Origin of the sequence: Megasphaera lornae (genome assembly GCF_000214495.1) — a bacterium.
GTDB classification, from domain to species: Bacteria; Bacillota; Negativicutes; order Veillonellales; family Megasphaeraceae; genus Megasphaera; species Megasphaera lornae.
In genome coordinates this window covers 70491-96055 of sequence record NZ_AFIJ01000038.1, presented here as the reverse complement: position 1 = coordinate 96055, position 25565 = coordinate 70491, and the positions used below count along the sequence as shown (strand labels likewise).

Annotated in this window: 31 protein-coding genes; 11 read left to right on the top strand and 20 right to left on the bottom strand. The window is 45.7% G+C overall.

Going from position 1 to position 25565, the window contains the following annotated elements; genetic code table 11:
- The first annotated feature begins 207 nt into the window (after positions 1-207).
- From HMPREF1039_RS06355 to HMPREF1039_RS08495, 3 genes are all read left to right on the top strand, one after another.
- Positions 208-627 carry a SoxR reducing system RseC family protein gene (locus tag HMPREF1039_RS06355; RefSeq protein WP_007391514.1) on the top strand — a complete coding sequence of 140 codons (420 nt, stop codon included), beginning with the start codon at positions 208-210 and terminating at the stop codon, positions 625-627.
- 30 nt (positions 628-657) lie between these two features.
- Positions 658-1536 carry a DNA/RNA non-specific endonuclease gene (locus tag HMPREF1039_RS06350; protein WP_007391518.1) on the top strand — a complete coding sequence of 293 codons (879 nt, stop codon included), beginning with the start codon at positions 658-660 and terminating at the stop codon, positions 1534-1536.
- Between the two features lie 194 nt (positions 1537-1730).
- A complete protein-coding gene (locus HMPREF1039_RS08495) occupies positions 1731-1856 on the top strand; it encodes a hypothetical protein (RefSeq protein ID WP_007391555.1) in 126 nt (41 codons plus the stop codon).
- A 116-nt stretch (positions 1857-1972) separates the two neighbouring features.
- On the opposite strand, the gene HMPREF1039_RS06345 is transcribed toward HMPREF1039_RS08495, so the two are convergent.
- Positions 1973-2878, bottom strand: coding sequence for a LysR family transcriptional regulator (locus HMPREF1039_RS06345; RefSeq protein WP_007391597.1), 906 nt, complete (start codon positions 2876-2878; stop codon positions 1973-1975).
- A gap of 315 nt (positions 2879-3193) precedes the next feature.
- Between HMPREF1039_RS06345 and HMPREF1039_RS06340 the strand changes: the two genes are divergently transcribed.
- The 3 genes from HMPREF1039_RS06340 (at position 3194) to HMPREF1039_RS06330 (ending at position 5639) form a co-directional block, all read left to right on the top strand.
- The gene (locus HMPREF1039_RS06340; protein ID WP_007391559.1) at positions 3194-4360 is read left to right on the top strand and encodes a DNA polymerase IV; all 1167 of its coding nucleotides are present in this window, start codon (positions 3194-3196) and stop codon (positions 4358-4360) included.
- 18 nt (positions 4361-4378) lie between these two features.
- A complete protein-coding gene (locus tag HMPREF1039_RS06335; RefSeq protein WP_007391567.1) occupies positions 4379-4675 on the top strand; it encodes a hypothetical protein in 297 nt (98 codons plus the stop codon).
- 352 nt (positions 4676-5027) lie between these two features.
- Positions 5028-5639 carry an amidohydrolase family protein gene (locus HMPREF1039_RS06330; RefSeq protein WP_007391538.1) on the top strand — a complete coding sequence of 204 codons (612 nt, stop codon included), beginning with the start codon at positions 5028-5030 and terminating at the stop codon, positions 5637-5639.
- A 75-nt stretch (positions 5640-5714) separates the two neighbouring features.
- Here the strand turns inward: HMPREF1039_RS06330 and HMPREF1039_RS06325 are convergent, their stop codons facing one another.
- From HMPREF1039_RS06325 to HMPREF1039_RS06275, 13 genes are all read right to left on the bottom strand, one after another.
- Complete coding sequence (locus HMPREF1039_RS06325; RefSeq protein WP_007391602.1) at positions 5715-6551, bottom strand: Mrp/NBP35 family ATP-binding protein; 837 nt, start codon at positions 6549-6551, stop codon at positions 5715-5717.
- Positions 6544-6909 carry a DUF134 domain-containing protein gene (locus HMPREF1039_RS06320; RefSeq protein ID WP_007391579.1) on the bottom strand — a complete coding sequence of 122 codons (366 nt, stop codon included), beginning with the start codon at positions 6907-6909 and terminating at the stop codon, positions 6544-6546. Before HMPREF1039_RS06320 ends, HMPREF1039_RS06325 begins: the two co-directional genes overlap by 8 nt.
- 64 nt (positions 6910-6973) lie before the next feature.
- The gene (locus tag HMPREF1039_RS06315; protein ID WP_007391532.1) at positions 6974-8257 is read right to left on the bottom strand and encodes a sigma-54 interaction domain-containing protein; all 1284 of its coding nucleotides are present in this window, start codon (positions 8255-8257) and stop codon (positions 6974-6976) included.
- Positions 8258-8265: 8 nt separating this feature from the next.
- Entirely contained in the window at positions 8266-8433 is a 168-nt protein-coding gene (locus HMPREF1039_RS08415; RefSeq protein ID WP_007391539.1) for a PAS domain S-box protein, read from the bottom strand.
- 98 nt (positions 8434-8531) lie between these two features.
- Entirely contained in the window at positions 8532-9941 is a 1410-nt protein-coding gene (locus tag HMPREF1039_RS06310; protein WP_007391533.1) for an AMP-binding protein, read from the bottom strand.
- Between the two features lie 12 nt (positions 9942-9953).
- Positions 9954-11135: an acyl-CoA reductase gene (locus tag HMPREF1039_RS06305; protein ID WP_007391592.1), complete on the bottom strand. Its 1182-nt coding sequence runs from the start codon at positions 11133-11135 to the stop codon at positions 9954-9956.
- On the bottom strand, positions 11122-11799 hold the full coding sequence (locus HMPREF1039_RS08490; RefSeq protein WP_007391562.1) for a LuxE/PaaK family acyltransferase: 678 nt from the start codon (positions 11797-11799) through the stop codon (positions 11122-11124). Before HMPREF1039_RS08490 ends, HMPREF1039_RS06305 begins: the two co-directional genes overlap by 14 nt.
- Positions 11759-12190, bottom strand: coding sequence for a LuxE/PaaK family acyltransferase (locus HMPREF1039_RS08485; protein WP_007391577.1), 432 nt, complete (start codon positions 12188-12190; stop codon positions 11759-11761). The genes HMPREF1039_RS08490 and HMPREF1039_RS08485 overlap by 41 nt, the downstream gene beginning before the upstream one ends.
- The gene (locus tag HMPREF1039_RS06295) at positions 12174-12845 is read right to left on the bottom strand and encodes an MBL fold metallo-hydrolase (protein WP_007391571.1); all 672 of its coding nucleotides are present in this window, start codon (positions 12843-12845) and stop codon (positions 12174-12176) included. The genes HMPREF1039_RS08485 and HMPREF1039_RS06295 overlap by 17 nt, the downstream gene beginning before the upstream one ends.
- A gap of 2 nt (positions 12846-12847) precedes the next feature.
- The gene (locus tag HMPREF1039_RS06290; protein ID WP_235720039.1) at positions 12848-13108 is read right to left on the bottom strand and encodes an acyl carrier protein; all 261 of its coding nucleotides are present in this window, start codon (positions 13106-13108) and stop codon (positions 12848-12850) included.
- A complete protein-coding gene (locus tag HMPREF1039_RS06285; RefSeq protein WP_007391525.1) occupies positions 13108-13386 on the bottom strand; it encodes a hypothetical protein in 279 nt (92 codons plus the stop codon). The genes HMPREF1039_RS06290 and HMPREF1039_RS06285 overlap by 1 nt, the downstream gene beginning before the upstream one ends.
- 35 nt (positions 13387-13421) lie before the next feature.
- Complete coding sequence (locus HMPREF1039_RS06280) at positions 13422-13769, bottom strand: hypothetical protein (RefSeq protein WP_007391523.1); 348 nt, start codon at positions 13767-13769, stop codon at positions 13422-13424.
- 6 nt (positions 13770-13775) lie between these two features.
- Positions 13776-14060 (bottom strand): NifU family protein, encoded by a 285-nt coding sequence (locus HMPREF1039_RS06275; RefSeq protein WP_007391551.1) that lies wholly within the window; start codon positions 14058-14060, stop codon positions 13776-13778.
- Between the two features lie 408 nt (positions 14061-14468).
- Between HMPREF1039_RS06275 and HMPREF1039_RS06265 the strand changes: the two genes are divergently transcribed.
- The 4 genes from HMPREF1039_RS06265 to HMPREF1039_RS06250 all read left to right on the top strand — a co-directional run bounded on the left by HMPREF1039_RS06265 (position 14469) and on the right by HMPREF1039_RS06250 (position 19432).
- On the top strand, positions 14469-15920 hold the full coding sequence (locus HMPREF1039_RS06265; RefSeq protein ID WP_007391520.1) for a 4-hydroxyphenylacetate 3-hydroxylase family protein: 1452 nt from the start codon (positions 14469-14471) through the stop codon (positions 15918-15920).
- Between the two features lie 91 nt (positions 15921-16011).
- On the top strand, positions 16012-17316 hold the full coding sequence (locus HMPREF1039_RS06260; protein ID WP_007391584.1) for an acetyl-CoA hydrolase/transferase family protein: 1305 nt from the start codon (positions 16012-16014) through the stop codon (positions 17314-17316).
- 62 nt (positions 17317-17378) lie between these two features.
- Positions 17379-18818 carry a hypothetical protein gene (locus tag HMPREF1039_RS06255; RefSeq protein ID WP_007391568.1) on the top strand — a complete coding sequence of 480 codons (1440 nt, stop codon included), beginning with the start codon at positions 17379-17381 and terminating at the stop codon, positions 18816-18818.
- Positions 18819-18832: 14 nt separating this feature from the next.
- On the top strand, positions 18833-19432 hold the full coding sequence (locus HMPREF1039_RS06250; RefSeq protein WP_007391566.1) for a hypothetical protein: 600 nt from the start codon (positions 18833-18835) through the stop codon (positions 19430-19432).
- 46 nt (positions 19433-19478) lie between these two features.
- On the opposite strand, the gene HMPREF1039_RS06245 is transcribed toward HMPREF1039_RS06250, so the two are convergent.
- From HMPREF1039_RS06245 to thiS, 5 genes are all read right to left on the bottom strand, one after another.
- Complete coding sequence (locus tag HMPREF1039_RS06245) at positions 19479-19955, bottom strand: hypothetical protein (RefSeq protein WP_009381325.1); 477 nt, start codon at positions 19953-19955, stop codon at positions 19479-19481.
- Between the two features lie 29 nt (positions 19956-19984).
- Positions 19985-20593 (bottom strand): thiamine phosphate synthase, encoded by a 609-nt coding sequence (locus HMPREF1039_RS06240; protein WP_007391544.1) that lies wholly within the window; start codon positions 20591-20593, stop codon positions 19985-19987.
- Between the two features lie 239 nt (positions 20594-20832).
- On the bottom strand, positions 20833-21996 hold the full coding sequence (gene thiH / locus HMPREF1039_RS06235) for a 2-iminoacetate synthase ThiH (protein ID WP_007391582.1): 1164 nt from the start codon (positions 21994-21996) through the stop codon (positions 20833-20835).
- A 14-nt stretch (positions 21997-22010) separates the two neighbouring features.
- A complete protein-coding gene (locus HMPREF1039_RS06230) occupies positions 22011-22781 on the bottom strand; it encodes a thiazole synthase (RefSeq protein WP_007391585.1) in 771 nt (256 codons plus the stop codon).
- Positions 22782-22834: 53 nt separating this feature from the next.
- Positions 22835-23029: a sulfur carrier protein ThiS gene (gene thiS / locus HMPREF1039_RS06225; protein ID WP_007391578.1), complete on the bottom strand. Its 195-nt coding sequence runs from the start codon at positions 23027-23029 to the stop codon at positions 22835-22837.
- A gap of 253 nt (positions 23030-23282) precedes the next feature.
- On the opposite strand from thiS, the gene HMPREF1039_RS06220 reads away from it, so the two are divergent.
- Positions 23283-24587: a hexokinase family protein gene (locus HMPREF1039_RS06220; protein WP_071585848.1), complete on the top strand. Its 1305-nt coding sequence runs from the start codon at positions 23283-23285 to the stop codon at positions 24585-24587.
- On the opposite strand, the gene bioB is transcribed toward HMPREF1039_RS06220, so the two are convergent.
- Entirely contained in the window at positions 24572-25564 is a 993-nt protein-coding gene (gene bioB, locus HMPREF1039_RS06215; RefSeq protein ID WP_007391542.1) for a biotin synthase BioB, read from the bottom strand. The genes HMPREF1039_RS06220 and bioB overlap by 16 nt on opposite strands.
- Between the last annotated feature and the right edge of the window lies 1 nt (position 25565).

The window sequence follows — 25565 nt, the reverse complement described above, 5'->3', positions numbered from 1 at the left end:
GCGTTTGTAATACTATTTTTTTGACATAATAATGGCGAGGGGGCACCGGTTACCGGACTGCTTTTCCAAGGGAAGCGTGTGCTGTAAAATACAACCCGGCATAAGGGGGAGAAATGCGATCGCATTGCTTGACGCTCTTATCAATACGGGGTACCATAAAATTATCGCTACGAATATATATGGAAAATAAGCGCGGGAGGAATTTACATGAAATCGGGAGAAGGTATTATTGCAGAGGTATTGGAGAATGACCGGGTTAAAATACAGGTCGGCAGGGAGCATCTTTTTACTGCCTGCAGTTCCTGTATCGGGGCGGAACGTGTGGTAGTGACGGCAAAGAATACAGTACATGCGAAAAAAGGACAAACCGTTCGCTATCAAATGCCGGAAGGGCATTTAATTTTAGGCGCATTTATTTGTTTTGTGCTTCCCTTGGTTTGTTTGGCGCTTACGATAGGTGCGGCATATTATGTATCCATAATAAACGGCTATCCGTCCATTCCGTGGATGCTGGGAGGAGCCTGCAGCGGCGGCGCGGCGGTGTTCGGCATTTGGAAAAAAATGGATACCGAAATTTCTTCCTTAGTTAAAACCGAACCGTATATTTGTGAAATTATTCAACATTAACCGCCGGGCGGCAGTGAAGGGGTGTGCGCGATGAGAAACTTATGGGGTAAACTTATTTTGATACTGGCGGCGGTGTTCTGTCTGGGCGGTTGCAGTACGTCGCCGCAAGGGGCGGAAACCACAGTACGGCAGGTTGTGCAACAATCGACACAACGTGTCGGCGAGACGGTTGCGTTAGGTGCCGCGGAAAAAAATGTCGTTGTTGCAGGGACGGCGGTGCCTGCTTATCGAGGCGAAGACTATTACATTTTAAATAACAATATACCGTTTTTTTCCGAACAAGACTTACATAAGCGTCGGGGCACCATAGAACTTTCCCCGTTGGACCGATGGGGACGGTGCGGGGGAAATTTTATGATTGTAGGGCCGGAAACCTTGCCGCATGTAAAACGGGAAGGGATCGGTATGGTGCGCCCGTCCGGATGGAAACTGGCGAAATATGATTTTGTAGAAAATCATTACTTATATAACCGTTCCCATTTATTGGGGTATCAACTATCCGGCTTAAATGCGGATCGACGCAATTTAATTACCGGAACGGAGTATTTTAATAAACGATTAATGTTGCCGTATGAAAATCGAGTGGCGGAAACGGCGAAACGGGGACTTCATATTGCCTATCGGGTTACGCCTATCTATCAGGGGCGAGAATTAGTGGCGCGCGGCGTGGTGATGGAAGGATATTCCCTTGAAGATAGAGGACGATTGCATTTTAACGTTTTTGTATATAATATTGAACCGGGAGTGGCTATCGACTATGCTGACGGTACCAGTTATGCGTCCGGCGATGCGGACAGCATCCGAGAAAAACGGGCGGTTGAAAAATCAATTCGTCGTCATAAGAAAAAAATAAGAAATCATGAAGAATCGAATACGGTTCATCAGCGATATGTTCGCTATGCGAGTTAAGCGGCAGGCAGCAAGCGGTAAAAAAGTTTCTCCTCTTATGAGGAGAAACTTTTTTTTTGGCAAAGGCGAGGAAGTAAAGGGAGTAGTTGGAGGAAGAAATACGTGCAGGCAGCCGTATGTACGGCGCCGGCGGGAATTGCAAAGGGATAAAGGGGCACCTTATATGAACCGATGTTCTGATATGGCAGGAAAAGTTGCCGATTTCTACGCCGACAACACAAGAATTTTATAAAGTGATTGAAACCTTGCAACGTCATATTGTAACGTTGGAACAGAAGGTGCAGCAGTTGGAAGCGGCACGAACGGGACAACGGAAATAAGCGGATGAACGGTAAGGTATAGCGGAAAAAAACAAAAGACCTTTTTAGGAGCGAATAGGCTGCTAAGAAGGTCTTTTTGTATGGGTTTGTGTTGCCGTGCGGGCGATTGGCGAATACTAGAGAGTCGGTCGGTTGTTTTCTCCGTAGTATTCTTTAAACGATTGCACCCAAGTTCGGGCAGGATGAGATAAAAATCCTTTACTTTTCCAAATCATGGCCAAGGTCCAGGGAATCACCGGTTTTACCAATGGAATACAACGTGCGGTTTCCGGTTTTATACGTTTGCAAATACTTTGCGGTAATAAGGCAATGCCTAAGTGGGAATGAACCATTTCGGAAATAAAATCCCAATGGCTGCTGTGGCAAACGATTTTAGGGTGGGCCATAATTTCTTGATAAAAAGAACGAATATAGGCATGGAGGGTAAAGGTGTGCGGATAATAAATCAACGGTTCATCTTTGATTTCCATGAGCGTAAGTTCTTTTTTGTGAGCCAACGGATGATCGGGCCAAATGACGACATTTAACATTTCACGATTAAAAATAAAAAAATTATAAGGCATATCCGTTTGAATGGGCAAGGCGACGATGCCGGCTTGAATGAGACCGTCGTCAATAGCGGAAATAACATCTTTGGAGCCGACTTCCGCCAATTCCAATTCAATATGGGGATAGAGGGACATAAAATACGTAATAAAGGGGGAAATAAAGGAAGAACCCACCATGGGGGGAATCCCGACGGCCAACCGTCCTGTATTCAGTAAGTGCGGCGATTCGATTTCTTCATTTAATTTTGAAAAATCTTTGATAATTTCTTCGATTTTCGGCAATAAGTAGGCGCCCCGTTCGGTCAGTTCAATGGCTTTTCCTTTGCGATCAAAGAGCTGTACATGCCAATGGGCTTCCAAGGCTTTAATTCCCTTGCTGATAGAGGGCTGACTGATATGTAAGGCTTTAGAAGCTTTGGTAAAACTTTTTTTATGGGCCACTTCTACAAAATAGGTTAACTGTAATAAATCCATAATAAGGTTCACCTCTTTTTAGATAATTTAATAGTACCATATTTTTTTATGTTTTAAAATGAAAAGTTCTTATTCCTTATAAAGAGACAGCGGATGTAGGGGGCGCCGGCAGGGCGTTGCGGACGCGTATGTAGAGAATAGTGACAAATAATTGTCGTTACGTGTACGATATGGGCGGTTCGTAGCGCTATATTTATATAACGGTATTAACAACCGCATGCTTGCTTATTTGGTATAATGGCAGCGAAGTAAGGCTATATTGTCCGTATAAATCGGTGTATAATAAGTACATGTTCTTGAGGGGAGGAAAAGCATATGCAGCGGCGTCTTATTATGCACGTGGATATGGATGCTTTTTATGCCTCTATAGAACAGCGGGATCGCAAAGAATTTCGGGGAAAACCGGTTATTATCGGCGGTTTATCCGGACGGGGAGTGGTGGCAACCGCGTCTTATGAGGCCCGGCGTTTCGGGGTTCATGCGGCGATGAGTATGCGGGAGGCGCACTTTCGTTGTCCCCAAGGCGTATTTTTATCTCCGCGGTTGGCGTATTATCGTCGGATTTCGCAAGAAATTCGGACTATATTTTATGAATATTCCCCGGTAGTAGAACCGTTGGCGCTGGATGAGGCGTTTTTGGATATTTCCGGTATGGAACGACAATACCCGCAAGTGTATACGTTGGCCCGGTCGATTAAAGAGAGAATTTTACGGCAGACGGGGTTGGAGGCCTCCGCCGGCATAGGTGCCAATAAGTTTTTAGCCAAAGTGGCTTCAGATTTGGAAAAACCGAATGGCTTGGTAGTGGTTCCGGAAGGAAAGGAAGCGGCATTTTTAGCTCCTTTGCCGATACGGAGACTGTGGGGTGTCGGTAACGTTACGGCGCAATCCTTGGCACGGGCCGGCTTTTTTTTTATTGGACAAGTGGCGCAAGCTTCTGTTGAGGACTTGCAACAAGTTGTCGGGAAACAGGCGCACTATTTACAGCTGTTGGCGAACGGCAAGGACGCACGTCCGGTGGTTGCGGCGCGAGCGATGCAATCTATAGGACAGGAACATACGTATGAAGAAGATTTGGCGACAGAGCGGGCGATTGACGAAAATTTACGTAAATTAGCTTATGAAACGGCTTATCGTTTACGGCAACAAGGGGTGGAAGGACGAACGATTACCCTGAAAATTCGTTTTGCTTCTTTTCGGATGATTACGCGTTCCTTTACGGCGCCTATGCAGGGAATATATAGAGAAGCGGATGTATATAGGATTAGTAGAAGGTTGTATGAAAAAACGGCGCGGCAAGAGCCGATTCGTTTATTAGGGCTGACGGTGCGGCATTTGCGGCGGCGGTATGAACAGCCGAGTTTATTTGATGAAGACACGGCGTCGCAGGAAAAGTTGGCGAAAACTATTGATGCGGTACAACGGCGATTCGGAAAACAAGCCTTAATGAAGGGGCTGTTTTGGGATTCGTCACAATCGTGAGCGGATAAGGAGAAGAAGATGTCTATTTATAGAGTAGCGGCACATACAGGTGTGAATGATAACGGCTATATTGAATATAATACAGAAACTAAACAGGTGAGCGCACATTTTCCGGATGAGGCGGTCAATCGCAAGGCTATGGCGTATTTGACTCAAGAGCAGGAAATGCATCGTTTGGTGGATTTAGTTACGTATGAAACGGTACGGGCCGTACCGGCATCCAGTTGGGAGAATTTAAAATTAGCGTTGTGCTATATTTGGACACGCGCAGGTATTTATATTGATTGGAGTCGACCGGTAGACTTGAACGAATAAGCGTATTGTACGTATATAGTTTATCCACATTTTACACACATTTTGGGAGTACTATGTGGATAGAGGTCGGAATCGGCGAATATATGCGAAAAATTTTTTCGTATAAAAGAGAAAAAATAGTATTCATTGTGCATAACGCAGACGCAGTTACCGGAAAAAAAACTGATAAACGGCGTATTTATGGGATTAAATAAGTGAAATAAATTATACACATATTGTGGATAAAACAGCGTCTATTGTGTACAAATGAAAATAGGAGGCCCGGACAAGAAGAGATAACAGAGAAAAAATTGTTATATTTTCAAGTTTTACGGTACATAAGCCGAATTTATCCACAGAAAAGAGGACTAAAATGAAAGCGGTAATGAACGGGATTATTTTAAGTCAAGGAAAACTCCTTTCCGGACAAGTGATGATGTATGAAGAAACGATTTGGAAGATTGTTCCGCGATCGCAGACGAGAGTGGGCATGTGTGTAGAAATTATTGACGCTGCCGGCGGTTTTATTGTTCCCGGGTGGATTCATATGAAGGTCCCTTTTTTAGACGGAGAAGAAACGCAGCGGGGAAGGCTGTTGGCTTCGCAGGGAATTACCGCGATGGTGCCGGCTGCTGTGGAGAACTTACAAGCGGCAACTGTCGCCGGCGGCATACGCGTGCTTCCCTGTTCGTATACGGAAGAGGCGGGCGTGTTACCGATGATACAGGAGCCCGATACGGCAGTGAATTTTGCCTCGCATGTGAGAACGTGTTTACAGGAAAAACAATATGAATTTACCGAACTGATGCAACAATTGTCGGAAGTTCCGGCACAGCGGCTCGGGCAAGCGCGGCAAGGACGATTGGCCGTGACGTATGCGGCTGATTTTGTTATCCTGGATAATGGGGAATTGCAGGTACAACAGACGGTTGTAGGCGGGGAATTGGTATATGATGCGACGGACGGTACACGGATTTTACGGTAGACTGTTCGTGTTTTTCGTCGGCAAGGCAATAAAAAAAGAGTAAGGACGGTGTCCTTACTCTTTTTTTATATACCGTTATTTTACGGTTTTTAATACATATTCCGCCGTTTCTTGTAAATAGGAGGTAGGGTAGTCTTCGATTTTACCTTGGTCACAGTAGGCGGCTAATTGCGGATCTATAGGCAATTTTGCCGTATGGGCAATGCCGTATTTATCGGCGGCGTCTTGTACATGACCGGTACCGAAGATTTCATGGCGGGTGTGACAATCGGGACATTCGAAATAACTCATGTTTTCAATTAATCCCAACACGGGAACTTTCATCATTGTTGACATATTCAGCGCTTTTTCTACTATCATGGATACTAATTCTTGCGGCGAAGTGACGACTAAAATCCCGTTTATCGGCAGGGATTGAAAGACCGTCAGCGGTACATCGCCGGTGCCGGGAGGCATATCGATAAACATATAATCAATATCGCCCCAGATGACATCCGTCCAAAATTGTTTTACTGCGCCCGAAATGACCGGCCCGCGCCAAACGACGGGAGCCGCCGCATCTTCCAGTAAAAGATTCATGGACATGATCTTGGTGCCGGCCGTACCGGTTACCGGATAAATTCCGTTTTCATCCCCTTTGGCGTGGTCGGTGATACCGAAGGCTTTAGGAATAGAAGGGCCTGTAATATCGGCATCGAGAATGGCCGTTTTTAATCCGCGTCGTTGCATTTGTACGGCCATAAGAGACGTAACCAGCGATTTGCCGACCCCTCCTTTGCCGCTTACGATGGCAATGACGTGTTTTACATGAGAGCCGGCATGCAGGGCGGCAAACGGTTGTTGCCGGGCACTGCCGCATCCGCCGGCGGAAGGACAGCCTGAACAGGCTTCTTTACTACAATTTTCACTCATATGATACATCTCCTTTAGTATGGTTACCTGCATCGTGGCAATAGGGAACGGTACAGGTTGCGGTGTGAGGACAAATTTCTACGGCGCCGCCGGCAATGCGTAATTTTTGATTTTTTACCAAGGTTCGGGCTAACTTATAGCGTGCTTTCTCATAGATGGTCGTTACGGTTGTACGAGCCACATGAATCTGTCGGGCACATTGCTCTTGCGTGAGACCTTCAAAATCAATGAGACGAATGACTTCATATTCATCCAAGCTTAAGGTAATACAGGTAGTCCCGGGAAGGCTGTTGCGAGGAATAAATTCTTCCGCTTCCGGAATCGCACAGATCCTTCGGCATCGTTGCGGGCGCGCCATGAAAATGCCTCCTTTTTATTATTTTCCACTTCATTATAAAAATATATCGGACATATGTCAATAATTATGGAAGCTGTAATAATTCTTGACAGCGTTTTCTTCGTCTGACAAATTTGGAAGGCGTCATGTGCAAAAGTTTTGCCGCTTCACGAACGGTATGGGTTTGTTCGTAGGCTTTTTGTAAATACGCATATTCTTGTGCGGCTAAGAGACGGGTCAGATTGGCGGGTAATTCGGAAAGCGCGGTTGAAGAGGAGGAAACATGGGGATGAAGGGTAGGCGCAGGTGACTCTTCCCGGAGAGGAAGCGGCGCTTTGGGTGCTTGTATAATATGCAAGTCTTCCGGTCTTATTTCATCTTCGGAACTGATAATAATGGCGCGTTCTACAATGTTTTTCAGCTCGCGAATGTTTCCCGGCCAAGCATATTCTTGCAGCACCCGACAAGAATAGGGAGAAAAATGTTTTTGAAAAGAATATTTTTGGTTTAATTTTGTTAAAAAGGATTCGGCTAAGGGGATAATATCTTTTGGGCGTTGTCGCAATGGCGGCAACGAAATAGGAAAGACGGTAAGACGATAATATAAGTCTTCGCGAAATTTTCCTTGTTTCACCATATCTTTTAAGTTGCGATTCGTAGCGGCGATAATTCGCGTGTTGATTTGTATGGGTTTGGTACCGCCAACCCGCATGATTTCTTGCTCTTGCAAGGCACGTAACAGTTTGACCTGCATCGCTTTGGGAAGTTCTCCTATTTCATCGAGAAATAAGGTTCCTTTGTTGGCTAATTCGAAGAGCCCGATTTTTCCGTTACGATTGGCGCCGGTGAAAGCGCCGCTTTCGTAGCCGAATAATTCACTTTCTATCAGGCTTTCCGGTATAGCACCGCAATTTACTTTTATAAAACTTCCGTGAGAACGGCGACTGTTTTGATAAATATAATGGGCCAATACTTCTTTTCCCACGCCGGTTTCCCCCAGCAGTAACACGGTAGTATCCATCGGCGAGACGCGATTGGCCAGTAGGAGCGCGCTTAAAGCGGCTTCATCTTTCATGACCAATTCGTCTTTAATAACGGTTTCTTGTAAATGCGCCAATTCCAAGCGCAGCCTTTCCAAGGCGGCGGTTTTTCGTTGTACGGCGTCTTTTAAACTGAAAATTTCTGTTAAATCACGAACATTGGTGACGACCATGATGAGTTTGCCTGTCGAATCAAAAATAGGCGAGCTGGTGACCAAGGCTTCTTTTCCGGTGCGAAACTGTTGATGCAGGGTAACGGGTGTTTTTTTTCGGATAACAATAAGGGAGCCGGAATCGGAAATTACTTTCCGTTTTACTAAATCCGTCATATTTTTCCCTAAGACATCTTCTTTTTTAACCCCGTAATGGATTCGTAAGCACTGTTGATGCGGAGGACATTGGCCTTGCCGTCCGTAATAAATATACCGTCGAAGGAATGCTCAATAATGGCATTCAAATGTACATTTGCTTCGCCTAAAGATGAGAATAAATCTCTTCTAGCCATACCTTTTCTCCTTATGCTATAACGAAATATATATAATTATTATAGCATAATTATTTTACGATACTATTTCTGATACAGCGTATTTCCATACCGATATTTTATAGTGCGGCTTCAGGCTGTGTCAGGCGGGTATATTGAATTTTGCCGGAAGAATTTTTGGGTATCGTGTTAACGACTTGCAGGACATATTGACGCGGCAGTAATTGCAAGGTGTGCTGTAAGATCGCTTCCAACGCCGGCAGTTCTTGAGAAGCGGTGGTATAGATTTGTAATTGTTCATCTTTTCCCGTACAGGCGACTTCCCCCGTTGTAAGGGAATTTTTTAGTAATTGTTCGGCTTCATCCAGGTTAAAGCGTTTTCCGGTCAGTTTAATAAAGCGTTTTTTTCGTCCTACTATATAGAAGTAGCCGTCTTCGTCTTTATAGGCAATATCGCCCGTAAAGAGGCGTCCGTGACGTTCATCTCCTTTTTGCAGGTCTGCCCGCGTTTCTGCATAGCCGAGGGTCACATTGTCTCCTTCATAATACAGTTCGCCGGGTTGCTCGGGAACGGTTATTTCTTCTGTTTCATTTTCCATAATCCGGAAGAAGCCGCCGGGAATGGCAATGCCGATGCTGCCGATTTTTTTCAGGCAGGCGGCAGCCGGTAAATAGGACATGCGGGCAGTGGCTTCTGTTTGACCGTACATGACAATAAATCGTTTGTTTTTCTCTTGTGCATACGTACCGAATTTTTTATGTAAAGGTTCTCCTAAGCGTCCTCCGGCTTGAAGCAATAAGGTCAAGTGCGGTAAGTCCATGTTTTGGAAGCCCAGCTTATCCAGACAGGCGTACGTAAAGGGAACCCCGGCAAGAGATGTGATTTTTTCATCCCGGCAAATGTCCCAAAATCCGTTGTCGAATACGGTGTTTTCTGTCAGGCGGATGGCTGCCCCGCAGTACAGGTGACTGTGAATAACCGATAACCCGAATGTATAATGCATGGGTAAAGAGGAGATGGGGTATTGATCGGGTTGTAAATTCAAATAAGCGGCAATAGAAGCGGCATTGGCTTGAAGATTACGATAACTTTGTCTTACCAATTTGGGGCTTCCCGTACTGCCGGAGGTGGTCAGCAGCAATGCCAAGTCCGGATGAAGCGGACAGGGCGTTGCCTTGGTGTGATACAGCCCGTAATCGGCCAACGTATAGAGGGCATGTGCGGCGGTGGTGTTACGGGGTTGAAAAATATATTCCGGTTCATAGCGTCGGAGTAATTTTTCCTGTAATTCCGGCGCCACGGCGGGATCCAGCATTAAGGGTACAATGCGGTTTTGTAAGCAAGATAAATAGGATAAGAGCGAGCCTGCCGTATTGCGGCAGATAATTGCCGCCAAGGCGCGCGGACGAATGTAGGTTGCGACGGTGGAAGCGTGCGCATACCAGTCGCCATAGGTGACGAGTCTGCCGGTATCATCCGTACAGAGCGGGCGGGAAGATAAGGGTGCATACATATCGAAAAAATACATAATTAAGACCTCCTAACGTAAATAACGGGATAAGGTGTCGATGATATTGATTCCGTCCCAAACTGTATCCATGATCAGGGCTTGTCCGAACGGCACAATGCGATCGATGCCGGATACTCGTTGTTGTATCAGTTCGTTGCGTATCGTTTTCGGCGACAGACCTAACACGGTAAGGGTTTGTATTTTGGGAGAAATATAAGGCCATATATCGGCAGTGCGGGGCAGTGCGGTTTCATAAAAATAACCGCAGGTTCCGTTTAAGATACTTATATCTCTCGGCAGTGTCGGCAGAGAATAAACGTACAATCGATTGGTATACTTATGTAGACTTCCCCGTATCGGCAGGGACAAGGCGGCTTCCCACATTTGCGTGTATTTCAGCATGGTTTTAGCGGCGGTTAAGGGATACTTTTCACTTATGTGTGCTACTTGCGCCCACCAACGACAGGCGGCCTGTTGCGCCGTGTGCGGATCTCCCAGCCAAATAACGGTACGGGGAGAGGAGCAGCCGTTTTGATCGGCTTCGTACGTATCGTTATAAAATTGATAGGCGGCGGTTTTTAATTCCGCTTCTGTCGCTTCGATTACGCAGGAAGCGCGGATTAAGGCCAAGGAATACCGGTCGGGAAAAATAAGTTCCAACGTCTGCGGCGGTAAGGGAATTTGCCGTAAATGGCGAATGGTACGATCATTGCCCCAGAGGATGCGACCGTTACAAAGAGAGGAAAAATAAGCGGTTACAGCATCGTCTTTTTCATAGAGAACGAAGGCGTTTTCTTGCTGTAACGGCGTATAATCCGGTTGTTGCCACAGGGCGGCAAGTAAGGCCAGAATCGGTTTCGCTTCTTCGGCAATGCGTGCAGAAATGCGTATTATATTGCCGTTCCCGCTCAATAAAGAAAAGAGGAATCCGTACATAAAGACGGTGGGCATATTCGCCGGGGGAATTTGAAAAATTAAGCCGCGTCCCAGACGAGATGTCGGCCGAGAAACGTCTTCTTCTATTTTTTTCAAATGGGAGGGTCTTAACAGGAAGGCCAACGCTTTCCACTCTGCAGACACGGTAGCGGCAGTGAGCAGGGCCTGACGGAAATCTTGAATAAATTGTAAGATAAGCGGCGCAAACGGTCGACGAGGATGGACAACTTGCGGTATACAGCCGGCTAATAATGTGTATTTTTCAATGCGGGACATCACTACACCCCCTTAATTCCGCTTGCGGAATACGACCGTGAATATGAAAATAGTTTCCCTTTCGGCCACAGGGACAGTCATCCGTGCCCAGAAGTACCCCCAGGTCTTCCGTTAAAATACTGTGCCCGACATACGCGGTGGCTAAAGGAGTCAGAACTTGTACGATGCCTTCTTTGCCGACCGGGCACAGTGAAAAATCCAAGGGATCTCGAATCAGAATATCGGAAAAAATAGAAGCATGTAAATGGCCGTATTCACATTCCATGTAAATGCAGCCGGTTTGTTCCGCCATGCCGTAATAATTATGAATGCGGGTAATTCCGAAGATTCGGGTCAGCTCTTGTTTATAGGCGGCCGCAGTTACGGATTGGGAAAGCATTTTTTTCCAGCCGCCGCCATGAATTAAAACGGCATGAGAAAAATCAACAGTATACGAGGCGTTTTTGACGGCTTCATAAAAATATTTCCAAATCATGGCAGTGAATCCGAAAATAAAAAACGGTTGAGACGGATGGTCGGCAAAGTGTTTTAGTATATCCCGATTCAGAGACAGATCCTCTTGTAACGCGAAGTATTTTTTTTTGGCAAATAAGGAAAATCCGAGAATGGCGGCGCCGCGTGCATTAAAGGTATTTCTGTCGGCAAAAAACGGCAGGCGTATCAATGATTAACATGGGCAGGCGTTGAGAGCCTAAGAAATGTTGCCCGATACGGGATAAAACTGTTTGTTGTGCGCGGGCATTGGCGGCATTTAAAGGGATACGGGAAACTGCCTGTCCGGAAGTGCCGGAGGAGGTGACGGTTTTAAAAATTTCCGTTTCTTTAATGCTCTTCAAATCAAATTTTTTAAACAGGGAAACGGGGAGAAACGGCAGTTGTGCGAGCGTGTCGGCTTTCGTATAATGTTGCACTTGCAAAGCGCGATCATAGGCTGCGCAACGGTTTCTGTGATAGGCGGTTAATTCTTGTAAATACGGAATATAGCGGCGTTCTTTTTCGGCTTGCGTCCAGCCGTAAGGAGGTAAGGAAAGCCAATGTTCATAAGCCGTAATCATTTTTTATTTCCTCCGTGAGTAGAAACGGTGCGCCGTGTCCCGGGCAGGTGAGCAAAGGTGTGGGAATAGTTTTTAATATAGCCTTACCTTCTCTTTCATACGCTTCCGGATCGCCTCCCGGTAAGCGGGTGATCACTTCTTCTCCGGGAATAAAATAGTCGCCCGAAAAGAGAATGGCATTATTCAGAATAAAATAAGAACTTCCCGGTGTATGTCCCGGTGCCGTGCGGCACAAGAAAGAATGGGTTTGCCACGTCATTACGGCAGTCCGGGCAAACGTCCGGTCGGCCGCTTGACACGTAAACGCGGGATACGGACGGGACGGCAGTTGATGCGTACGAAAATATAAATACGTATCCATAAAGCGACTCATATTCCTTTTCGTATTTTGGATGCCTTCACTACAAGCCGCACCGGCAAAAACGGTACAGGGAACGGCCTTTCTTAAGGCATTTAACCCGCTGATATGGTCGCAATGTTCGTGTGTTAAAAAAATATAGTCCAATTGCAGATGACGGGTTTCCAAAAAATCCTGAATGGCAGCGGCATTGTTCGGGTCAATCACCAAGGCATGGTTTTGTGCTGTCAGTATATAGCAATTACTGGTAGTCAGGTCATCCGTAAGAACCGTAATATAGTTCGGCAAGCGGTCCATTGCTATATGTCGACACCGTATTTACGCAAAATATCCATGCCTTTTTCAAAAGAACTGAAAGCCAGTACATCCGGGGTATCAATGGAAATATCGAAGGCTTCTTCCATATCTTCCATTAACGTCATATGACCTAACGAGTCCCAGGCTTTGATGCTGCGATATTTTAAGCCCGGCAATTCTTCCGGTTTCAATTTGAAATTTGTTACAAACAATTTAATATATATTTCTTTATTGGTCATGAGAATTCCTCTTTTCTTTATCATTACGTTTCATTTATTTTTCCGTATACCGTGCCGGTCAGGAAATTTTTTCGGGTCGTATCGGTCACGGTATAGGTAAATACATAGTGCGGCACCCGGTTTATTTCCTGTTTTTCTTTTACGGTCAGTGTACAGTGCAGGGGTTCTTGAATAGGAGCCGTGTCTACAAAAGTAAATGACGTGTTTAGTATTTTCCAAGATACGGGATTCATTTTTTGCAGCAAGAGGGCAAGCGGTGCCGTTAACAGCGACTCCGGTACGATCGGTCGTCCCTGATGCATATAAGCCCCGGTGGAGGTTAGGCCCAGGAAGCGGATCATTTGTTGCCAATGTAACAGGGTATAGGTTCTGTGTACACTGCAAGTTTGTCCCGGACGGAGCGCGTCGGCCGTCGGTGGAGGTATATTTGTTTTTTTTCCAAGCGTGAAACAGCCGACTCCAATTGTCGCGGCGAGGTAATTTTTTCCCAAGTCGCCGTGCGGAGCGCAGCCGTTTCGGGACAAGCGACAGGGCAGCCGCAAATAATAAAGCAATGATCACAAAATTCGGTTTCCGGCGTATAGGAATACGTGTAATTCGGCCATTTTTTGATCATTTTTTTTACTGCCGCAGTACGGTCATAATGGCAGTTGCAACCGCCGCAATATTTTATACCGATTTTCATAGCCGGTCAGGGGGAACGGCGGAGAAATGCTTTAGCTTCCGCCAGTAATGCTTCGCTTACTCCGGCCGCTAACCGTACTTCGCGGACATCCGGAAAGGCGGTTTGTACGATCTGATTGATAAATTCTTCCGTCGTTAAGGTAGCGGAAGGACAGCCGCTGCAACGGCCGGTCAGACGAATGCGTAAGATACCGTCCGTATAAGAGATGATTTCCACGTTTCCGCCGTGAGCCTGCAGCGAAGGACGAATTTTTTCTGCCAGCAATGTTTCTAATTGGGCACGTGTGGTCATTCGAAAAACCTCCTTAGTATTATGATTTCATTCATATGTAATATATGCAAAAAACGTGCCAAAACTATTGCTTTTGATAAAAATAGTAAAAGATAAGGGAATATATTTTTTAACGTTGAAATTCAGGCATAAACATTGTTCTAAAAATGCAATGCAAAATGAATATTGCAAAAATGAAACAATTATTTCACGAAAATCGTTGCAAAAAATGCAACGAAACAAGAATGCATTCCCGAAAATATATTAAAATCATAAAAAATAGCAATAAATTCTCTTTTTTTAGAGGAATAAAAAATTTTTTTTATTTTTGCGGCTGAAAATAAGAGTTGGCATTCTTTTTGCTGTATATATTAGTGAAACGCAAAATGCGTATGTGTACAATTTATTTTTGTAGAGAGGATGATTTGTATGGCCTTAATGACAGGTGAACAGTATGTAGAAAGTATGAGAAAGTTGAAAATGCAGGTGTATATGTTCGGTAAAAAAATCGACAATCCTGTAGACGATCCTATTTTACGTCCGTCTTTAAATTCTGTAAAAATGACGTATGATTTGGCCCAGCTGCCTGAATATCAAGATTTAATGACGGTAGTTTCTCCGTATACGGGGCAGCGTGTCAACCGCTTTACTCATATACATCAAAGTACGCAGGATTTGATGAATAAAGTAAAAATGCAGCGGTTGTTGGGACAAAAAACTGCCGCATGTTTTCAACGTTGCGTAGGGATGGACGCGTTTAATGCCGTTTTTTCCACAACCTATGACATTGATAAAAAATACGGTACTTCGTATCATCAAAATTTCATGAACTTCTTAAAACGGGTACAAGAAAATGATTTGACTGTTGACGGTGCTATGACCGATCCGAAGGGCGATCGCGGTTTGGCTCCGCATGCACAGGCGGATCCGGATTTGTTCCTGCATGTAGTGGAACAGCGTCCGGACGGTATTGTCGTACGAGGCGCCAAAGCGCATCAAACGGGTTTCATTAATTCGCATGAAGTTATTGTTATGCCCACCATGTCTATGGGGGAAGAAGATAAAGAATATGCCGTATCTTTCTCGTGTCCGACAGATGCGGAAGGGATTTTCATGATCGTCGGTCGTCAGTCCTGCGATACACGTAAGTTGGAAGGGGCGGCTATGGATACGGGGAATCCCACTTTCGGCGGTATGGAAGCTTTGGTTATTTTTGATAATGTATTTATTCCGAATGAACAGATTTATCTTAACGGCGAATTTGAATATGCCGGGGTCTTAGTAGAACGCTTTGCAGGATATCATCGGCAATCGTACGGCGGTTGTAAAGTCGGCGTCGGTGATGTGTTGATCGGAGCTGCGGCGGTAGCGGCGGATTATAACGGCTGTCCGAAAGCTTCGCATGTAAAAGATAAATTGATTGAAATGCAACATTTAAATGAAACGTTGTTCGCTTGCGGTATTGCTTGCTCCGCATTGGGCACGAAAACGGAATCGGGAAATTATTTAATTGATTTGTTGTTGGCCAATGTTTGTAAGCAGAATGTTACGCGTTTCCCCTATGAAATTGTGCGGTTGGCGGAAGATATTGCCGGCGGATTAATGGTTACGGCTCCGTCCGAAAAAGATTTGCGGGATCCCAAGTTGGGGCCGTATGTGGATAAATATTTGCGCGGTGTAGCTTCCGTATCAACGGAAAATCGGTTGAAAATTTTGCGCTTAATTGAAAACCTCAGCTTAGGGACGGCGGCTGTCGGCTATCGTACGGAATCCATGCATGGTGCCGGTTCGCCGCAGGCGCAGCGGATCATGATTTCCCGTCAAGGAAACTTACGGATGAAAAAAGCATTGGCTAAGGAAATTGCTCACATTGAAGAATAATATGGCGTTACGCAGCTAACGAGTAAGGCTATCCTCGGAATTATGAGGTCATACTTCCGAGGATAGTTTTAAAAAAAGGAGGGTGTTGACAGTGAAAGATTGGCGAACGAAATATGCCTCTAAAATTGTATCTCCGGCAGAAGCGGTAAGCCATGTGAAGTCGGGAGATAAAATTGTGTTTTCTCATGCGTGCGGAGAAGCGCAGGTATTGACGGAAGAATTGGTAAATCAGGCGGAACGCTTGCATGATGTGGAAATTATTCATATGGTCGCCATGGGACCGGCGCGGTACTGTCTGCCGGAAATGGCCGGGCATTTTCGTCACAATGCGTTATTTGTAGGCGCGACGACAAGAAAAGCGGTAGAAGAAGGGCGGGCCGATTATACGCCTTGTTTTTTCCATGAAGCTCCGGGCTTGTTCAGAGAAGGGATCATTCCGGTGGATGTCGTTTTTTTACAAGTCAGTGAACCGGATGAAAACGGGAACTGTTCGTTAGGGATTTCCGTTGATTATACACAAGCGGCTGCCGGCGTGGCGAAATTAAAGATTGCCCAAATTAATAAAAATATGCCGTATACGTATGGAAACGGCATTCATTTAGATGAACTTGATTATATTGTGGAAAAAGATGAGCCTTTAATTGAATTGCAGCCTCCCAAGATCGGTGAAATCGAACAGTGTATCGGTGAGCACGTGGCTTCGCTGATTAAGGATGGCGATACATTGCAATTGGGGATAGGCGCGATTCCGGATGCCGTATTGTCTTTTTTGGGGGATAAGAAGGATTTGGGCATTCATTCGGAAATGTTTTCCGACGGTGTGGTTGATTTGGCAAGAAAAGGGGTTATTACGAATCGGCGGAAAAATATAGATACAGGTAAATTCCTGTCTTGTTTCCTTATGGGGACCAAAAAATTATATGATTTTATTGATCATAATCCCGAAGTTTGGATTAAGCCGGTAGATTATACGAACGATCCGTTTGTGATTGCGCAGATTGAAAATATTGTGGCCATTAATTCGGCTATGCAGGTCGATTTAATGGGGCAAGTTAATGCGGAAATGATCGGCCGGCGGCAATTCAGCGGGGTAGGCGGACAGGTGGATTTTGTTCGCGGCACGTCACGGGCCAAGGGCGGCAGAGCGATTATTGCGATGCCTTCCACGACCGGAAAAACAAAAAAGATTTCTAAAATTGTCGCCATGCTTGATGCGGGAGCCGCCGTTACCACTTCGCGCAATGATGTGGATTATATTGTTACAGAATACGGTATTGCCGCGTTAAAAGGGAAGACGTTGCGGCAACGTGCGGAAGCATTAATTGCCATTGCTCATCCCGATTTCAGAGAGGAATTAAAGGCGGATTTTGCAAAAATGTTTCCGGTAAGTGTATAAAGGTGAGCTGACAGCCGTACTCATCTTGCGGAGTGCGGCTGCTTTAAAAGGAGGATATGAATATGTTCGGACCTATGTGTGAACGTCAAGCAGGGGAGATACAGCCGGGGATTAAGCTGCCCTTATTTAATTTGGTATTTCGATTGCCTTTTGTACATTATCGCTTTGAATGGCCGGATTATGTGCAAGGCTTGTTATTGTGCGCAGTCTGTCTGGGGATTATTCCCGTGTTACAGGAATATTTGGGCATGCCGTTTGAAATTGCCATTACCATTGTTATTATGAATGGCTTTTTATATACTTGGCATGCTCATTTGGGAGATCCGGTAGTGCCCGGATGGATTACTCCTGCGATTCCGTTATTGTTGCTTTGGTTATCCGGATATCCGCATGATACGGCGGCGCGGATGCATGCGCTGATTGCCTTTGAATTTGAACTGGGGTTGCTTACCTTTTTCTTAGGCGCGACAGGCTTGGCGAAACGGGTCGTGGAATTGGTACCGGATGCACTGAAATCGGGGATTTTAATCGGCGCCGGGATTGCCGCCGTACGGCTGGTTTTTAATGCCGGCGGCAGTTTTGATAAATATCCGTTGACCATTGCCGTGGCGGTAGGCTTTGCCTTTTATTGTTCGTTCAGTAATCACTTTAAAGGATTAATGCATAAAAATCGTGTTTTTCGACTAATTTCCGATTTAGGCTTATTGCCGGCAATGGTATTGGCCGTTATTGTCGCCCCTTTAGTGGGAGAATTGCCGTGGCCGTCGATTGAATGGGGATTTACGCATCCGCATTTTATAGAAGTCTTTACACAATGGAGTCCCTTTGCCGAAAGAATCGGGTTTCCCGGTATTTCCTATTTTATTTCCGCAGCGCCTTTAGTAGTGGCAACCTATGTGGTACTGTTCGGCGAGTTAATACAGGCGGATGCGCTGATTGATGAAGCGAGAGAATTTCGTCACGGTGATGAAAACATTCATTTTGATGCCAATCGCAATAATGTTATTGTCGGGGCGCGAAATATGGTGATGGCTATGGCGGGGCCGGATTTATCAATGTGCGGACCCTTATGGGCCGCTATGCAAGTGGTTATTTGTGAACGGTATAAACATGGTCGGGAAGCAATGGACAGTTTGATCGGCGGCGTGGCTTCCTTCCGGTTAGGTACGTTTACGGGCTATTGGTTGTCGCCGATTGTAAGCTTTGTGAAGCCCGTCTTGCCGATTGCGTTGGCTTTGACGATGCTTATTCAGGGATATGTGGCCGTGCGGGTAGGTGTATTGCGGGCGAAAACGTTTAATGATTTGGGGGTTGCCGGGATTATCGGCGGTGTATTGGTGTCACGCGGGGCTGCGATGGCTCTGGGTGTCGGCATTGTTCTTTGTTTAATCATTTACGGTCGCCACTTTTTTAAACGTCGTTTAAGCTTATATAATACGACTGCCGATCCGTTGTTTAATCTTGCGGCTACGAAAGAAGTCGAGGACAAAACGCAAGCGTAGATGAGGTGAGGAGCATGCAATATTACGGCGATTTATTGCGCAGATTGCAAAAAGAATCTACGACGGGCGTCGGCATGTATTTTGTAAAAAAATGTTTATTGCGAATTAAACAAAGCAGACTCTCCGAAAATGAAACGCGGTTTTTTATGATGTGTGCCGTATCCGCCAATGACGGACTGCAAAAATTTTTAGAGCAACAACAATGGGAGCATACCGGATTTTGGCAACAACGATTGTACTTTTCACGTGTAAAATCACAGGTTCCTATGGCGGTGAAAGCGTATATTTCTTGTTTGTTGGTGCTGCTGGGAAGTCAAAAAAAATTGTTGTTGAAGAAATTACAGCTATCGGAAGCGGAAATGTTGCAGAAGTGGGAGTATCTATTCTATTATGAGGCGGCCGATAAAGTTCACTTCAATCGGTTTATGCAAGCGGTGACGGAAAAAGACGGGCTGCTGCATGTATTTACAACGCTGGGAGAGGTTTTGTTTACGCAGTTACAAGGGAAGTGTTTAGGTCCGCCCGTATCGCTGACGGCTAATGGAGAATTAGCGCAACGGCTGGTTAGTGAAGATGCCTACATTGTTACGTGTCGGTTAAAAGAAATGAAATAGTAAAAACATAACAGGTGCCGCGTATGACACTCATACGCGGCACCTGTTATGTTGAAGAAGTTGTAGAAAAGATAGTAATGTGACAAGCAGACAGTATCTCATAAGTCGGTTTTTGTATTTGCGGGACGGTGCTTGCACAGCCTTTGTCGAGAATACAAATTTCTTTTTGGGGAAATTGTGTCTTTAACGCCAAGCTGTTCATCAGAATATGTGTATCCAAGAATAATCCCATACAAATAATACGACTATATTCTTTCATTTCTACCAATAAATCGGGGCAACCGACGGTTCCGGTATAGATTGTCGAGGATAAGAGACTGTACGGTAAAAGTGAAGGATGAATACCGTAGGTTGTCTGATATAGGGTGTCCGCCTCGGATGAAGCAATATACTGCGGAATGTGATGAATAAAAAATAAATCGGTAGCTATGGTCGGATTTCTTTTTTCTGCAACAATGGCCTTCTCGATCGTTTGCAACAAGGATGGTGCATCGGTGCGGGAAGACAGTATATGTCGTTGCATATTAAAGAGGAGATAAGCTTGTGGCATAATTATTTTCCTACGTACTTATTTTTCAGTTCGGCAATATAGTCCGTTACATTTTTACAAGTCATAATACCGGACATAAGGGCAATGCCTGCAATGGGAATATTACGCAATTGGGTTATGGTTGTTGTATTGACGCCGCCTAAGGCGTATACCGGCACGGAAACGGCTTGACAAATTTCTTTCAGGATGTCGACGCCGACGGGCGGCTCCGTTTTTTTGCAAGCTGTCGGAAATATGTGACCGGCTATAATATAGGTAGCTCCCAATTCTTCTGCACGCACGGCTTCCTTGACCGTATGAACGGAAACGCCCAAGGTGGTCATATAATACAATAATGAAGAATGGTCTTCCAAGTACTTGAGCGAGCATTGAAAACGGGGAACGTGCAGACGAACTGCCGCTTTACCGAAATTGTGTAAAATACATGTTTGATCATGTAAATTACATAGTTTTAACATGCGACGTGCGTATTCCGCATATTCGTCTTCTGTTAAGTTCTTTTCACGCAGAACAACGGCATCTATCGGTGCGGTGGCAATTTGTTCTAAACGTTCCCAATAATTAGTTGAAACCAGGTCATGATTGGTTATTGCAATTATTTTTAACACCATATATCACCTTGAATCATAATAAATTAGAACACTACAGTCATTACTATACATTAATAACATATGTTAGTCAATAATTATGCGTGAAATATATCACGGTATATAATGAAAGTTTTTTATCTTATAAACTGTTATATAAACAATGAATATAATCCGCATTTTGAGAATATAAAATAAAAAGAAAACAGCTCCATAAGATTACGGAGCTGTTAAAAAAACGTGAAACAATGTACATTCAAGACTTATACATAAATATATTCACTGGTTACCGGCTGTAATCCCATTTTTTTGATAGTAGAATACATTTCGGAAAAAGAACGATTGTCCGAGATTTCAAACTGTTCATCGCCGACTTCCGAATGATCCGCTTTCAAATGGCCGCCGATTCCGACGCATACACCGGCCGATACTTTGGTCGCCATAATTTTTACAATATTGTTGCGATAATGTGCATTTTCACGACTGGAGACGACAATCGAGGCAAACGGTAAGAAAAGGCGATATGCACAAAGAATTTGTGTTAATTTTCGTTCGTCCACGTCTTTGGGATTGATTTTATCGTTGTTGATAATCGGGCGCAGTCGCGGGCAAGACAGCGAAATTTCCGCATGCGGATATTTTTTTTGCATGAGCCAGGCATGGATACCGGTAGAAATGGCATCTTTTTGATAATCATCCAAGCCCAACAGGGCGGCGAAGCCGACGCCGCGCATGCCCCCGCGAAGGGCCCGTTCCTGGGCATAAAAACGATAGGGAAAGACCCGCTTATTGCCGGCCAAATGGAGGGTTTCGTATTTATCGGCATTATAGGTTTCCTGAAAGACCGTAACATAGTCCACCCCGCATTGATGCAGATATGCATAATCATCCGTGTTCACCGGATAGATTTCCAAGCCTACTTGTCGGAAGTATTGCCGTGCTATTTTTACGGCATTGCCGATATAGTGCACATCGGACATGTGCGGACTTTCGCCGGTTAACATGAGGACTTCTTCAAAGCCTTCGGCGGCGATGTTTTGGCATTCCTGATGTAATTCTTCATCATTTAAGCGTGCCCGCTTGATTTTATTGTGGGAATTGAAACCGCAATAAATGCAATGATTTTCGCAATAATTGGCAAAATAAACAGGCGTAAAGATAGAAATGCTGTTGCCGAAATGACGACGGGTCACGATATGTGCCTTTTGGGCCATTTCTTCCAAAAACGGTTGTGCGGCAGTTGAAAGAAGCGCCATAAAGTCGTGCGGTGTTAAGCCGGGTTTTCGTAAGGCATTTTTTACATCCGTCGCGGTAAAGTCGGTATCCTGAAAGGCATCGCGGTATTTTAAAACATCGTCCAACATATGAGAATCCAATATTTCCATTTGCGGTAAGTATTTCATGTGATCTGTGCGTTCGGTATTCATTCGATAATCCCTCCTCAGTCGCCTAAAAATCCGGTTAACGGATCGGAAGCGGAAGCAGTTTCCCTAACTTGTCCCGGTCCGGATAAATACGCGGCGCGTCCTGCTTCAATCGCTTTCTTAAAAGCACGTGCCATGAGTTGTAAATCCCCGGCGGTGGCCAGAGCGGTATTGGCCATAATCGCGGCCGCGCCCATTTCCATGGCTTCGCAGGCTTGGGACGGACGTCCGATTCCGGCGTCTACAATAATAGGAAGATCAATTTCATTGATCAGAATTTGGATAAATTCTTTAGTACACAAGCCTTTATTGGTGCCGATAGGCGCCGCCAGGGGCATAACCGCCGCTGCGCCGGCACAGACCAAATCGCGTGCCGTATAGAGATCGGGGGTTACATACGGTAAAACGACAAAGCCTTCTTTGGCTAAAATGTCGGTAGCTTTTACCGTTTCGGCATTATCGGGAAGTAAGTATTTTGAATCTTTCATAATTTCTATTTTAATAAAGTCACCACAGCCCAATTCACGGGACAGGCGGGCAATGCGGACGGCTTCTTCGGCGGTTCTGGCGCCGGAAGTGTTGGGCAGTAAGGTAGTGCCTTGGGGAATGAAATCCAGAATATTATCTTTATTTCCCGCTTCCGCACGACGTAAGGCCATGGTTACAATTTCGGCCCCCGCCTCTTTTACGGCCGCTTCAATGAGTTTTACCGAATATTTTCCGGATCCTAAAATAAAACGGGACGAAAAATCGTGTCCCCCTAAGTGAAATGTATCATTTGCCTTCATAATAAAAGACTCCTTTTTATTTTTTATGGATACTGGTAAGAAAGGTGAAATTTTCAGCCTCCGCCTACAAAGTGAACGATTTCCAGTTTGTCGCCGTCTACCAGGGTGACTCGGTCGTACGTTTTACGGGGAATGATTTCTCCGTTTCTTTCAATGGCAATACGTTCCGGACGCAGCCCGTGCGTCGTTAAGTAGTCAGTGAGAGATAAGGTTTCGGCAGGTATCGCTTCGCCGTTGATAATAATCATAAGCTCCTCCTTTCTATACAAAATAGACCGCACGAAAGAAACTACACCCACGGTGGTGTACCCCTTCATGCGGCCTCACGGTCTCATTCTGCTATTATTATAATAAGGCGCGGTGTCCTTGTCAAGCGGATGGCGGGCGGTACGTGTAGGCGACGTCCGCTGTATCATGAATGTAAATAATTTACAAAAAAGCATGAAATTTGTATATTTCGTGATACAATATAAGAAAGAAAAAAGAGGGAGCGACGTGCTGATGGAGTTCAGATCACCGGAAGATTGGAAAAAAATTGCTCAACATTTTTATTATACGGATATACAGTTACAACGTGTAGTGCAACGTTTTTCCGGGCATTTAAGCCTGGCGGTACATAATCAAAATAACAGGTTGCCCTTTTCGAAATCGTATTTGCCCTTGCCGACGGGCCGTGAAAACGGCGTGTTTTTAGCGGTTGAATTTGACGGTCATAAGGTGCGTGTATTTCGGGTACGGTTATGGGGACGACGCGGCTATGTTATTGAAAAGAAAATTTCTCAAACATTGTCCGTGGCGCTCTGTACGGAAGGTTCTCCGGAGCCGCTTATTACCGATGCCGTATTGGATTGTGTCGCCGCGTTGATCGGGACGGTTGCCGGTGGGAATTATGCGTATCTTTTAGGCCATACATTTTCTTTCAGCGTACATTATGAACGGTCCGGTGATTGGCGTTGGCGGCATTGGGCTCGTAAAATAGGCGGCAGAAAAAAAGCGGGCCGGGCGATTAATGCGCGGTTATATCAGGCGTTAACCCGGCAAGGGTTGGAAAATATTCGGCCGGCGGCTATTTTGGATGATGCCGCGGCGACCTTGTTGTCGGCGGCGTACACCTATGACAATACGCGATTGGCGGTTATTTGCGGCCACGGGTTTGACATCGGGTATTTTGAACCGTTGTTGAAGATGATTCTTACTGTGCATGCCGGCGATTATAACGAAGTGGAAAGAACCTCGTGGGATTGGGAAGTGGATGCGGCTTCCGGAAATCCCGGACGAAATTTATTCGGCAAAATGGTCAGCAGTGCTTATTTGAGTAAAATTTATCAACGGACATTATGTTCGTATTTTGATACGGAAACGATTCCCTCTTTTTCTACTCGGGCCATGAATGAAGTTATCAGCACGGAGTACAGCCGCAATGGACGAATGGATATGAGTCGTATGTGGAATCGCATTATATTGCCGGATGATGTCAATCCGTTGCGGAGTATAGGCGCGGCTATTTTTGTGCGTGCCGCTCAATTGGCCGGCGCGGCGGCGTGGGGAATTTTACGACATTTGTATGGCAAAGCCGATGTGCCTGCGCAAAATGTAGCGGTTGCCGGGGGAATTATGGGCCGGGTTCGCGGGAGTTTGGGGATGATGGAAGATGTTTTTCGCGTTTGCGGCGAAGAACCGTCGACTTGCGGGCAGGAATCCGGTGTAGTGCCGCAACTTATTCAAGACGGCGCCGCGGTCGGCGCGGCGGTTGCGGCGGCTTTGTCACAATCGGCGGCGGGAGCGCAATATCAAACTTCCGGTTGAGTGCAAGGGCGTTCCAAATCACGCAGCATTTGTTGATCCGTAGAGGTGGCATTGCCGCCGGTAGTTAAGTAGCCGCCGATCATGATGCCGTTCAGTCCGCCTGTGAGCGCATAGGGCTGGAGAGCGCGTAAATTTACTTCCCTGCCGCCTGCCGTTCGGATTAGGGCATGCGGTAAAATATAGCGAAAAACGGCAAAAGTGCGGAGAATTTCCCAGGGCGGCAAGCGTTTATTGCGAGCAAAAGGGGTGCCGGCTACGGGATTTAAAATATTGAGCGGCACGGAATCTATGCCGAATTTTTTTAACGTAAAGGCCATTTCAATACGTTGCCGCGGCGTTTCTCCCAAGCCGAATATACCGCCGGAACAAACGCGTAAACCGGCTTGTTGTGCCGTCCGGATCATGACGGCTTTATCTGCAAAAGTATGGGTGGTACAGATGGAAGAAAAAAAAGAAGGGGCGGTTTCTATATTGGCATGGTAGCGGGAAATGCCCACTTTTTTTAGGGCCTGCGCTTGTCGCAGGGTAATGAGGCCGAGGGAACAGCAGGTTTCCATATGGACCTCTTTTTTTATGCACGAAAGGGCGTGTAATACCGATTCAAATTCTTCGCCTTCCGCCACGGAGCGACCGCTCGTAACAATGGCAAATCGGGCGGCGCCGGCAGCTTTGGCTCGGCGCGCGGTGGCAATGACGGTATCCGTATCTACCAGAGGATATTCGGTTACGCCGGTTTGATAATGGGCGGATTGCGCACAAAACCGACAATTTTCCGGACATTTTCCGGAACGGCCGTTGATAATGGCACAACAGTCTACGGTGTCATCGTGAAAATGTCTGCGTATTTTATCGGCCATGGCCAGTAATAACGGCGTATCGGCGGCCGGAAGCGTAATGAGTTCATACGCTTCTTCCGGGGAAACGGATTGTCCGGCCAAGGTTTTTTGTGTATAAGAAAGAAGATGTTGAAAATTCATA